The organism is Verrucomicrobiia bacterium, assembly GCA_035629175.1.
In the GTDB taxonomy this organism is placed as follows: domain Bacteria; phylum Verrucomicrobiota; class Verrucomicrobiia; order Limisphaerales; family DASXHY01; genus DASXHY01.
Map to the genome: position 1 here is coordinate 75,665 of DASPIL010000062.1, position 13,632 is coordinate 89,296.

The following is a 13,632-nucleotide window of genomic DNA, read 5'->3' on the forward strand; positions in this document are numbered from 1 at the left end:
GCCTGGCCGGTTTTGGGCGGGCCGCTTCTCGCGCGCTACGGATTCTTGCCGGACATGTAGCGGGCCACGGCTTCCGCCCGCGAACGGACGTGCATCTTTTCGTAGATGTGTTTGAGATGGCTGCGGACCGTTTCCACGCTGAGAGTGAGTTTATCCGCAATTTCCTTGTTTGAGTAACCCTTCGAAAGCAGGAGGAGCGTTTCCTCTTCGCGCGCAGTGAGACTGATGCTGTCGTCGCGGCCACGGGCTTTTTGGCGGAACGATTCCACCACCCGGCGGGCGATCTCGCTGGTCATGGGCGCGCCGCCGCTCAAGACGTCCAACAGCGCAGCGCGAAGGTCGGCGGGTTTCGTGCGTTTGAGCAGATAGCCATCGGCACCCGCTTCCAAAGCGACAAATACCATTTCGTCGTCGTCGGACGCCGTGAGCATGACGATGGGCGTTTTGGGCAGTTGCAATTTCATCCGCGCGGTGCATTCGATGCCCGACATGCGGGGCAGGAAAATATCCATGAGGATCACGTCCGGTCTGGCGGCCGGGATGATTCGCAACGCCTCCTCGGCTGAAGGGCACTGGCACATGCAGGTGAAGTCCGGAAACGAGTTGATCAGCCTCGCCCAACTTTCCCGGACATCGCGCTTGTCCTCGACGAGCGCAATCTTGAGCGGCGATTCTGTGGAGAATTGGAGTCGACGCGGTTCTTCCAAACGCACTGTATTCATTATCCTGAGAGCTGATGACGGTGTTCGGCGGGCACTGAGCCAAGGTCAACGCCCGGCTTCGTTTTTCTTTTTGGCAAAAAGCGGCGGAACGTAAAGGGCGAGCGGGAGGAGGGGTGCGCCAGCGGCATTCGGAATTCCACGCGACAGCCTGCCCCGGGTGTGCTGCTGACGCTGCAAACTCCCCCAAGATCCGCCAAACGCTCCGCCATGTTTAGAAGGCCATTGCGATCGCCCGGCAAGGTGTCGGGATCAAACCCGGTTCCATTATCCTCGATCACCACCACGACTTCATCGTCCTTCGGATGAATGCGCACATACACCTCGCTCGCGTTCGAATGTTTCGCGGCGTTGTTCAGCGCTTCCTTGACGGCAAGCAACAGTCCGCGGCGGACAGGAAGGTCGAAGACGCTGGACGGCATATTGGGTTTGACGTCGAGCCGGCAGCGAATCTGCGTCGATGCGAGAAATGCCTGCGCGTATTTGCAGAGATACGAGGAGAAGTCGCGCAACGTGTCGCGTTTGGAGTTGACCGCCCAGACTACTTCGTCAAGGGCATGTGAAGCTGACCGGGCGCGATCGCACAATTCCCGGAATCGCATTCCTTCCCTTGAATCGCCGGGAAATTCGGTTTGCGCCACTTCGCCATGGAGCACGAGTTCGGTGAGCGCAGCGCCGAGGTCGTCATGGATGTCCCGCGCGATCCGTGCACGCTCCGTTTCGAGCAATTCCTGTGCGCGGGTTTGAAGCGCGAGTTTTGCGGTGAGCCGCAGGCTGAGCGCCAGGGCAACGGCGCAAATCGCCAGGATTGAAGCGAGGAACCAACCGCTTTGCCAGAAGCGCAAGTCGGGAAGGCGGAGCGGGGGAGTGGGAATCGTGCTGACAGGATGCAGCCACCAGGGATCCTGTCCGACGACGCCGACAATGCGCGCCTTTGGCCACGCGGGCGAAGGGCGTGTTTTGCGATACCAACGTTTTTCGTTGTTGGGAACCACGCGCCACGTTTCATCGGAAAGGACGTTCATTTCCTGTCCATCCATGAATTGAATCCGCACTCCGAGGAGAATGCCGCCTTCCATGCTGTCATTCAGCGCCTCTACCGCCAGGACATGCTGGCCCGCGTCCACCAGCAGGTAGGTGATGTCATATTGCGTCAGGCTGCGCCAGTTGCCGCCCTCGCCGATTTCCCGACCGTCCAGGTAGAGGCGATACAAGTTATCCGCGGTAATATTCAGAATGGCTGACTTGATGCGGTTCGTGGATGGGAGGGAAAACGATTTCCAGACGCGGCAGATTTGCTTGTCCGCAAAGTTCGTCGTCCAAATCCATGCGCCGACGCCGTGTTCTGCCGCGGCGCGTTGCCGTTCGGGCGTGATGCGGATGGAAGTGGGATAAACCGTTTCGCGAAGCTCGGGATTTGCTGCGCCGGCTGGAAACGGACTGAGCACCACTACCATCGTCAAGGCGCACAGCATCCGCCAGCCCGCAGAAAAAAAGTGCGCGGCCCGTGATTCATCGCAAACGCAAAAGCCGGCCGCGTTGGTGGGGGCAGCGAGTGAATCTTTCCGGGTGAGGGATGATTTGCTCATGGCTGCTCTGAATAATGCGTTCAAGCTGAGGAGCTGTTGCGATCGGCGCTGAGCTTACCAAGTCACCCCGATTCCGCGAGCCGTATTTCGACGCGCCGGCGGGCTGGCTCCGATGCGGTTGGCCGCCCAGATCCGGAACGTGTAACCGGGCGCAAGGCGCTTAATTACGGTTTGCAGACCCCGCATTGGGAAGTCTCGTCCGTCATGTCCACGCTTTGGCGGCTGTCGCCGAAGTGCCGCTCGAGATCTTCCATGACCGAAACGCAGTGAAACTGCAAGTCCGGGAACTGAGCGATTAACTTGTCCGTGGTAGTCCACCGTCCACCGTCCACCGCCCCGTAGCCCCGTAGCCCCGTAGCCCCGTAGCCCCGTAGTCCCGTAGTCCCGTAGTCCTTTAGTCCTTTAGTCCTTTAGTCCTTTAGTCCTTTAGTCTGTCTCGACTCAGCATTCCATCAGCGAGCTTTGGAAGCGCTTGAGCAGCTTTGAGGCGTTCTTTCCGGTGATCCCTGATTCATTCTGCGGCATCCCTGATTCAAAGTGTGTGATCTTTGAATCCCTGGTCGCCGAGTGGAATCACTCGAGCTGTGCCAAGTTTCCCTTTGGTGCGACAAAGAAAAACTTTCGTGGGACAAAGAATTCCCAAAACGACACTTTTTGTCACATGAAGTGTGCCATACAGCGGGAGCTGTGACAGCAATTGTCTCACACTACTAATAGGGCTTTGTTTAGCGTCCAAGAAAAGCGTTGGCTCGTTAAAGAACAACTTTAGCAGGACCGGGAGTTTCTTTGTACGCATAAAGTGTTTCTTCAGACGGGCTCTCAGCGTAATCTGGTGCTTTCTGGGTCCTGATGAGGGTTGATGGCGGGTCGCGGTGTGTCGATGGTCCGGGAAATTTTGGTTGCGGCTCTGCCGCTCTGGGTCCCTCGGAGATTAGACTTATTTCCCCTGCTTTTTTTTTGTGTGGTTCGTGTGATTCGTGGTTAAAGTTCCCCTCTTCAATCCGCGAAGATTCGTGTTATTCGTGTAAAACCCTTTTGCTCCCCTCGGTATCCGCGTTCATCCGTTTCTCTCGGTGGTGAATTCCCTTCCCAGAAATGTTTTCGCTCTTCCCGTTTGATTGCGATTCCGCCCCGCTGTTTTCATCCTTTCCTCGATCCGTGGGTATTGTGTGAATCTATCTTCTGGCCGTCACACCCACTTACCAAAAACCGCCATCGAGATAGCAAGGATTAGCAGTCGGCAATTGTTTCCAATCGTCTGGGGCCTTTTCAGGCGAAATTTGCCTGGCGTAAGAGCCTTTCACAGTTCCTTACAAGTGCAAGAGGGTCGCGCGGCTGTTCAGCCCGAAAGCCATGCCCAGTCATACGTTACACGCGAAGCGCAAGTCATTATGGTTCAACATACAATGTGAGATGAGATCGAGCGGGGCGACGTGGTGCATCCGGTCTGCAGACTGGCTCGGCGGAAACAGTTTTTCGCGGTTGGCAACGTTCCTGCATGGGCGTTTATCGGATTTCAGCACGCGTTGAAAGCCAGCCTCTCGGAAGGAGGGCAGGCCAGGACGCCAAGGCGGGAATCGGTTGGAGAGGGTTCGCCGGGGCAACGTTGCAAGGCTGCCCGGTGCCTCTCGCAAAACGGGAGCAATCGGCAAATCGGTCTTCGGTGCTGATGGAATCGTTTCGCTCCAACTCCGAGGCGGTCATTGAAAACTAAAAGAAAACAAAAACGGTGCAGCGATGCTCCGTGTCCGGCTGCAGGCGAATCGTGTTGCAATAAATTGCGACGACGGAGCCGGTGACCGGACGAATGTTCATGAAAGATAAACGTATGAAAACGACAAAACTGTATCTGGACTTCAGCGCATATAACCCGGCTGAGCTGACGGTGTTGGGTGACCGTGTTACCAACGCGCTGAACGACAAGGAAACATACCCCAATCCGGTAATACCTGCGGAGGAGCTCGCGACGGCAAATGGCGAGTTCAAGGAAGCCATCGACGCGGCGGCAACGGGCGATCGTGTCGCGATCCGGGATCGGAATCAGAAACGTGAGGTCCTGGTGAGGATGCTGCGTCAGGTTGGCCTGTACGTGCAGGCGGTCGTTGATGGTGACGATGCGAAGCTGGCAGCGTCAGGGTTTGAAGTCTCCGTTGCGGCCCGGAAACCCGCGGTGCTGGACAAGCCGCTGATTGAAACGGTTGAGAATAGGGCGTCGAGGGAGCTGGCGGTTTCTTTGCGCCGGGTTCGCGGTGCGAAAGCGTATGAAGTGCGCATGAGCCACGGACCGGAGGGGTGGCAGATGGTCGGGGTTTTTACGCAGGCGCGTAACATCCTGCTCACTGACCTCACCCCTGGCCAAACCTACACGGTCCAAGTGCGCGCCATTGGCGCCGGCAACACAACGACCGACTGGAGCGATCCTGTATCCCGGATGTCGTTGTAATGCGGGACACACACCCGGAAGGTGGCCGCGCCTTCGCGCCGCCTTCCGGTTTTACGAAAACGAACGCAAACCCTCCAAGCAGGCCTGTCCCTCAACGAAGAACGGCCAAGGTGGAAAGCCGGTAGCGGTTCACAGCGGTAAAATGCCAGCGTATAGGCTTGAAACGTACCTGGAAATCGCTCCGTAGATGCAATTCGGGGCGACATTGGTCGTAAGAACTTCCTTTGCAGCCCGTTGCTATGGTTGCACCAAAGAGGAACCAAAGAAGCTCTATCAATATTTGCGCATTTTTATTGCCCTCAATGGGCGAGTAGGGTAAACACCCTACAGACAAAATTCAGAGCGGTATGCACGCGGAGTTGCTGGTGTCAATAAAGCGAGGTTTCCCGGTCTCCAAGAAGTTCATCGAGCATGAAAATTAGATTCCTTGGCGCAATTTATTGTGCGCTGCCTTGTTTATTCGTCGCGACGGCACAGCAATGGCCGACGGAAAATCCTGCACAACCCGTCTATAGCATCGTTGAACGAGGCCCTCACCATAGAGTCTGGCAAACAATTCGCCACGAGGAGACCGCTTTCGGCCGTGTCAGTCATGTTCAGCAATACACCGAGCTGTCGAGTGGCCTTCATTACCGGGCGGCAACCGGAGAGTGGTTGGAGAGTTCAGAGGAGATCGAATTATTCCCTAACGGAAGCGGTGCAGCTGCCAGCAAGGGCCAACACAAGGTGCTTTTCCCAGCCGACATTGCTACGGGGGAAATTGAACTAAACACTCCGGACGGAAAGTGGCTCCGATCGCGTGTGATGGGCCTAAGCTACTTCGACACCTCCTCTGGGATGAGTATTATTATCGCAGAAGCAACGAACAGCATTGGTGCTATTGACGGCAATACCGTTTGGTATCGCGGTGCGCTAGTCGGGGATTGTTCGGCAGATGTTCGTTACATATATCGCCGATCAGGGTTCGAGCAAGACATAGTTCTAAGGAGTGCGCCGCCTGATCCGAGCGCATTCGGATTGAACCCGGAAACCACTGTGTTGCAGGTGCTGACAGAATTCGTAGCCCCGCCAGTTCCAAACCGACAACAACGTCGCTGGGCGGACAAGAAAAATCAGGCGCAGACAGACGACTGCCTTGATTTTGGAGCCATGAAACTGGGAGTAGGCCGCGCCTTTGATATCAACAGCAACCCGCGAAACCAGGGAATGAGAGTGAGGAAGCATTGGTTGCAGCTGGAAGGGCGCGACTGGCTTTTTGAAGAAATGCCGTTTGACGATGTCCGTGAACGTCTGGCGCGGCTTCCAACGCAGGCTGGCACCGGCCCGCGCAAACCACAGTTGCGTGCAGCCGCCCTTGAGCGGATTCTTCCGACTCGCCGCCTCGCAGGAACACCAGCGAATCGGGTTATGAGCGTCGCAAAACTCGAGGGCTCCCGGCCGGGTTTCGTTGTTGATTACCATGCTGTAAATTCCATCACGAATTTCACATTCAAGGGAGATACGACCTACTACGTCAGTGGAAGTGTGATGTTCAGCGGCTCTGTGGTGATCGAGGGCGGAACCGTGGTCAAGTTCAACCCAATCTCAGGCTGGGGCGGATTGTTTGTCGACAACACATCAATCGACTGTCAGACATCTGAATACCGGCCTGCAGTGTTTACGTCGATGCATGACAATACCGTTGGGGAGAGCATCAGCGGCAGCTCCGGCCTCCCGAGTTCCGCCCCGGATCAGAATTCATACCTGCAAACGACGGATGCCGATCAAAACCTTCAGCATTTGAGGATGCTCTATAGCTATACAGGATTAACTGTCATGTACGGAAACGGACGTGTCAGCGACAGCCAGTTCTCCCACAATCAGTACCCGATCTACACGGTGAACTCTCCCAAAACCAAGTTTCTCAACGTTTTGCTGAACGACGCATCACAGGTGGCGGTTTGGATCTATAACGGCAAAGTTGAAATTCAGAATGGAACGATTCACCGCTGTAATCAGTTGTTCGAGAATGAGTCCGGTGGGGCGCTCGCGATCACGAACACACTGCTGGCAGGCGTCACAAATTGGGGAGACGCTTACGTCGGCAGCTTCAATGCCACGAACTCGGGCTCATTGGTCTTCCAAACAGCCGGCGCCGCTGGCCATTATCTTCCAACTAACAGTATTTATCGCAACGCTGGAACCACGAACATTGACGCAACACTGCTGGGAATTCTCAGGACCAAAACCACTGAAGCGCCGATTGTGTATTCGAACATTTCGATTCCCACTTCCACGGTGTTTTCACCACGGGTTTCAAGAGATGAAGCCGCACCCGACCTGGGATTTCATTATGATCCAATTGATTATGCTTTTGGAGGCGTAACGGCGGTATCCAATCTAACTTTCGCACCGGGCGCGGCATTAGCCTGGTTTGAGCTAAACGGATCGGGGGGCGCGGGGTCCGGGATTGCATTGGGACCGTATGGATCCATCAATTTAACCGGCACCGTGACATCGCCCGCTGTGCTTGCGCGCTATTCAACAGTCCAGGAAGGAGGCAACGGAAATTGGACGGAGAAGGGATGGCTTGCCGGGGTGACAACCGTGGCCAACAATCCAAGTCCCGTCGATGCGAACCTTCGTTTTGCGAAGGTGTTTGCGCTGGCAAACGATCCGAATCATTTTCGGGATTATTTCGGGACGCTCAATGTTCGGGCGACGCACAGCGAGTTCTGGAACGCTTCGATCGCGGGCTACGGCGCCTTCCAGTACTACACGAACTGCCTGCTCAATCGAGTGTATGTGGGGCTGCATTGCGAGTGTGCGTTTGGAATCGTAATGCGAAACTGCACAATGCGGGGAGGAAGCCTGGTTGCGGATCGGTGGTCAGGGGCTCCGGCGACACAAGGGCTTTCAGTCAGCGACACCGCTTTTGACGGGACGTCCATCGTCAACAACAGCGGCGGGTTAACCAACACGATGGCTGCGTACAACGCGTTTCTCACCGGATCAAACACGATTGTTCCAACATCTGGAAACAATGTGGCCGTGGCGACCACTTACGATTGGCAGAAAAACTGGTTGGGGAACTCGTATCTTCCGCCGGCGAGCCCCTTAATCAATTCCGGCAGCGTAAGCAACGCTGGACTGGCAGGATTGTATCATTTCACAACCCAAACCAATCAAGCAAAGGACGCAGCAACTCGCTTGGACATTGGCTATCATTATGTTGCGGAGTCGGTTCAGGGCCTCCGCTATGTCCCGACTGATACAGACGGCGATGGCTCGGCGGATTATCTCGAGGATGGCAATGGAAACGGAATCGCCGATATGAGCGAAACTTCCTGGCTGCTCAATAACTATAATGGATTAAATTCTGTGTTGGCCTTGGAGGTATTTACGCCGCTAAAGTGAGGCGTTCAAGAGCGATTTTTAAGCGGATGTTTATGGAAATGCAATTTCAGCTTCGAGGTGTTCGGACAGTATTTTTAACTGTTCTGTTGGCGTCTTTTTTATCGGCGTTGAGCGGATGGACGCAATGCCTTCCCGTGGGATTCGATCTAAAGCATGCCGGCACCAATGCTGCCAAGTGCGGCCATTTCGAGTATCATTTGACGGAGATTCCTCCTGATCAGGTGATTAACGTTTACCTTGTTGAGACCGTACTCACGAACATTTCTCTTCCTAACAATATCGAGATTGTTCAAACAGAAACAAACATACAAAATGGATGTAAGTTTGTGTATCCTGGAACCTACTGGCTGGAGAAAGTGGAAACTCTCGTCGTCACGGATGTGTTTACGATTGATTATCTTACCTGCGAACAGACGAACGTTGTTGCCGGAACCTATTTCCTCAAGGATGAAATGACCGATGACAGGATGCTTATGGATTACTGCGACCAGTCAAACGTGTACGATTATGTCGCGGGAGACAGAACTTATATGGGAGCGGGATCGGGCCAAATCAACAATACAACCAACTGGTCAAGAACAACATCCCACTCCTCAACTTACTTTTATAGTGAGAATTGGACACCGGCCTCGAACTACAATTATACGGCGGGAAGCACGAATGAAGGGCCATTTCCGCGATATGATATCCCGGAGGATCACGTCGACACCCAACCCACGGTAAGAACCATTACGGCGAATGCCGGTCCAGGCGCGACGATGACGCGAACATACACGCTGAGCGAACCGTTTGATGATGACAAGCTGAAGGGAAAATTGGATAGCCGAATCCAGCTTCCGAGCACATGGTCGGACGGAGACCCTGCCTCGCATTTCAGTTGGATAGCGTCGCATGGTTACACACCGGCTAATCATTACGGTGCGAGTGGTTCCAAGTCGAAGTATCGAATTAAAATTTTCGGCACGGAAAGGGATGTAACCTATCGGGTGACATGGGAGGAGAGGACGATTTTTGATGACGGATCCACTGGAAAGCCAAATTCAATCACGGAAGAAATCCAAGGAACAGGAAATCCAACAGCGCCCGCCGTTGGAACGGAACGCACATTGGAGATGCCCGTGAAACCGGGTAAAACGCACGTAGTGATAACAGCGGGTCCGGAGATTGTTTCCAACGGCAAGCCCGGCAGCGGCGGACCTTCTGGCGGCAGTGCTGGAGGTGGGCCCGGGGCGGGGGCCAGCGGCAGCGCACAGGGCGGCGGCGGCGGCGCAGGATCGGATGGCAGTTCTGGAATGCAATCTGCAACGGGCGCGGCCGATGGTGCTTCATGCGGGTCGTGCAACACCGGTCCAGATAATTTCGCTGGAGCTGGTGGCAGCGGCCCATCCTTCTATGTCTCAATGGGAACCGCGGCAAACGGTGAGTCGCTCGGCGGGTTGACGTTCGGACAGTCGGAAACGTCCGCAGAGCTATTCACACCCGCGAATCTTCAGTTCACGGCGCCGTCGCGCGGCGACGTCGAGGTAATCCACGCTTCGAACGGAACGATCAGACAAGTCAAGACTCCAAACGGACTGGCGGATGTTGTCGATATCAGCACGAACTCCTACAGGATTGATTTCTACGAGGCCTCTCAAGTAGGAGCGCTATCGACCGGTGTTTACTCTGTAACCCCCCCACCGTTTGCAAGCTGGTTGATTACAAATTCCACTGCGCCTGACCCCAACACGGTACAGGTCTCTGAAGCGGGCTCCCTTTCGTCAGGGCGGCAGTGGACATACACGTATTCGACCAACACCGGGGTGTGGATCATGGTGGCGCAGGGAGGGCTTCTTCAGACAGCAAGCGCGTCGATTCCACTTGGCTCGGGGCGGTACACGGTCAGCAACGCGGTTTTATCAGCATCCGGAGAGCTGGTTTACGTGGAGAAGAATACCTATCAACAGTTTGATTGGGGTGTGGGCCTGGTAGAGACACAAATTGGTCCGGACTCCCACGCGCACAAAACGCATTATACTTATGATGATTACTCCCCATTTCCGACGATGGGATCGCGCCAGCCGCTTCGATGGGTTTTCAGGCATGACGGTTCGTGGGAATACTACAATCAGTATGACTCCGTCGGCCGGCCTGAATACGTTTATTCTTCCTTCGGCGATGTTGAGACGAACAACTACACCGCAGCTCGAGAAACCCGCTACTATTATGGTTCAGGCCATGGCGATGACGGCACGTTGTTCCCTGAAACTGCCCGTAAAGTCGAAGAGCGCATTGCTGGCCAAATGGTAAGCAGCCGATATTCCCTCTTTCCTCAGGATGGAGTTCGGCTGGATGTTCGGGGCACAAGTGCAGCTTCGTCGGGTTGGAATGATGCCAGCAATCTGTTCACAACGAATCGCTATTACACGAGCGGCCCGAATCAATATCGAATGAAGGCTGTCGTCCGCGAGGACGGCACGATGATCACGCATGACTATTCGACAAACAGCAGCGGCTTTAGAACGAACATCGTCGTGACAGGAAAGCCCAATAATGATTACACGCTGATTGTCGATGGCAGGTCGAATCGAACGGTGCTGAATATTGAGGGTTTTCCGATTGCTTCAATCACACGGGACGTTGCCCGTCCTCATATCATTCTTGAGCAGCACACGTACGGGAACTTCGACCAGTTTGGGCGCGCCCAAGCGGTGACAAATAATCTCACGGGTACCGTTGTGCAGACGCATTATTCTTCGTGCTGCAGTTATGTCGAATCCTCAGTAGATGCCGATGGAGTGATAACCACCCATACCTACGATGCATTGAAGCGACAGGTCGCGAGCACCCGGTCAGGCATAACGACAACCAACGTTCTTGATGCGATGGGACGGGTGTTGCGGACCACGCGCCTGGGCGGCGGCGATTCGATCAGGCTTGCCGAATACTCGTACGACGTGACGGGGCACCTTATTGCCCATACGAATGCGAACGGGGGAAAAACCGCATACATCGAGGCTCATGACCCGGCGACGGGCGGAAGAATTGATATCGTGCTCAATCCCGATGGAGGCACCCGAACGAATTTTTACTACCTGGACGGGTCGCTCAAGAAGGTGACCGGCACTGCCGTCCATCCGGTCCGCTATGAGTATGGTCCGGATGCAGACAGTCTTGGCAATCAATGCACCTACACCAAAGAAATCAAACTCAACAATGACGGAAGTGATACAAGTGAATGGGTTCAAACGTTCGTCGACAGCGCTGGACGGATTACTGAGGTTCAATACCCTGGCGACAGCTATATCCACCCGTCACTTGGAATGTCATTCCCGGGACCGAGCGCCATCTTTTTCTACAACAACAGGGGGCAACTGACCAACCAGATTGATCCCGATGGCATTTGCACGATCTACCGTTACGACGACAAAGGGGAACAAGAGTACACGGTGATCGATACCAATCAGAATTGGGTCATTGATTTTTCCGGTGGGGACAGAATCACCCGGACCGTGCGGGGCATGGCGACCAACAGCGGCGTTTACGTTAGCAGGATGGAAACGTATGTTTGGGAGACCCACAATGCCAACACGGCATCTTTGCTCTCGACCATCGATACCTCTGTTGACGGTCTACAGTCGTGGAGTACGACCTGGAATGGTCAACAGCCAGTGACCAGCCACAGCCGGACTGTCTATGGGACTGGGGGAAACCGTTATCATACCAACAGCGCTGCCGATGGCACCTATAGCGTTATTCACTACCAGAACGGACGCATGGCCAATGTCACTCGGAAAGCTGGGTCGACGGTATTGTCGTCGGTGAGCTATACGTACGATTCGCACGGACGCCGCCACACCGCCGAGGATGCGAGAAACGGAACCACCACCTTCGGATACAACGACGCAGATCAGGTTGTGTCAGTCGCCTCTCCTGCAGCCGCTCCCGGACAAGGCCAACAGGTGACGGTCACTCATTACAACAAGATGCTTCAGGCGACGAACGTGGTGCATCCCGATGGGACCAGTTCGATCACTGAGTATCACAAAACAGGCGAACTGAAGAAGACCTATGGCTCGCGAACGTACCCGGTGCAATACGAGTATGACTACGCCGGGCGCATGGCGGCGATGACGACCTGGACAAACTACGCCACAAGTGGCGCCTCCGTGACGCGATGGCATTACCATCCGCATCGCGGGTGGCTTACGAACAAGGTTTACGCGGATTCGACCGGACCGCGTTACAGCTACACTCCAGCCGGACGATTGAGCCTCCGAATGTGGGCGCGAGGGGTGAATACGGATTACAACTACAATACTGCGGGGGATCTGGCGACCGTGTTGTATACGGGCGACAACACACCTGGAGTGACGAACACCTACGACCGCCGGGGGCGCATTAAAACGATTTGGTCGGGAGATGCGACTCAAAGCATGGCGTACAACGGTGCGGGCCAAGTGGTCAGCGAAACGCACACAGGCGGAGCGCTGAGCGGCATGGCTGTCACCAATGCGTACGACTCACTGTCACGGCGAACCGCAGTCGGGTTGAACACTCAGTCAGACACCCTCGTGAATTATGGGTACGGCGCGGGATCCCGATTGGCCAGCGTGGCCAATTCAAGCACGGCCGCCGCCTACACGTATGTTGCCAAATCCTCCCTGGTGGAGCAGATTGCGTTCAGCCACAGTTCGCAGCTGCGCATGACAACGACCCGGAGCCATGATTTTCTGAATCGCCTAACCGGGATCAGTTCGGTCACGCCAGGAAATACAGCACCGCCCATAACCCATGCCTACGACTACAATCCTGCCAATCAACGCACGCGGGCTGCAATGGCTGACGGTTCATACTGGATTTATGAATACGATTCACTCGGACAGGTGACGAGCGGCAGGAAGTTCTGGGCGGATGGCACACCGGTCGCCGGCCAGCAGTTTGAGTATGTTCATGACGACATAGGAAACCGGCGCCGGACTCGGTCCGGTGGAGATGAAACCGGCGGACAACTTCGCCAGGCCGATTATACCGTCACCGCAGTGAACCAGTACACGAGCCGCGGGGTTCCGGCGTCTGTTGACATCATGGGCATCAGTTACGTCACCAACACCGTTACCGTCAATGGCGGGAGCACGTATCGCAAAGGGGAGTTCTTCCGGCGCGAGTGGGCTGCGAGCGTTCCCAATTCTGGTCTCTGGACCAATATCACGGTTGCAGCGAGCGGGCAGGCCGGGACCACGGGGAACGTATTCATTGCCAAATCGCCGGAAACCTTCGGCTATGATCTTGATGGCAACCTGACCAATGACGGCCGGTGGGCGTTCACGTGGGATGCTGAGAACCGGCTGACGAAGCTCGAAAGCCTTACCAACGGGCCTTCGGCGTCGAAGCGGCGGGTTGTCTGGATGTATGACGGCAAGGGCAGGAGAGTCAGGCAAACGACCTATGACCTGAGTTCGGGTCCGGCGATTCCGATCGAGGACCTGAAATTTGTGAACGACGG

The 13,632-nt window shown here is 55.3% G+C and carries 5 protein-coding genes; 3 read left to right on the forward strand and 2 right to left on the reverse strand.

Annotated features, from left to right (window positions below):
• Positions 1 to 35 precede the first annotated feature (35 nt).
• On the reverse strand, positions 36 to 722 hold the full coding sequence (locus tag VEH04_10505) for a response regulator transcription factor (protein ID HYG23202.1): 687 nt from the start codon (positions 720 to 722) through the stop codon (positions 36 to 38).
• Positions 722 to 2,308 carry an ATP-binding protein gene (locus tag VEH04_10510; protein HYG23203.1) on the reverse strand — a complete coding sequence of 529 codons (1,587 nt, stop codon included), beginning with the start codon at positions 2,306 to 2,308 and terminating at the stop codon, positions 722 to 724. The genes VEH04_10505 and VEH04_10510 overlap by 1 nt, the downstream gene beginning before the upstream one ends.
• 1,828 nt (positions 2,309 to 4,136) lie before the next feature.
• Between VEH04_10510 and VEH04_10515 the strand changes: the two genes are divergently transcribed.
• The 3 genes from VEH04_10515 to VEH04_10525 form a co-directional block, all read left to right on the forward strand.
• Positions 4,137 to 4,751 carry a fibronectin type III domain-containing protein gene (locus VEH04_10515; protein HYG23204.1) on the forward strand — a complete coding sequence of 205 codons (615 nt, stop codon included), beginning with the start codon at positions 4,137 to 4,139 and terminating at the stop codon, positions 4,749 to 4,751.
• A gap of 1,149 nt (positions 4,752 to 5,900) precedes the next feature.
• Entirely contained in the window at positions 5,901 to 8,147 is a 2,247-nt protein-coding gene (locus VEH04_10520) for a hypothetical protein (protein ID HYG23205.1), read from the forward strand.
• Between the two features lie 134 nt (positions 8,148 to 8,281).
• The coding region (locus tag VEH04_10525; GenBank protein ID HYG23206.1) for a hypothetical protein at positions 8,282 to 13,632 on the forward strand (5,351 nt) is incomplete at its 3' end.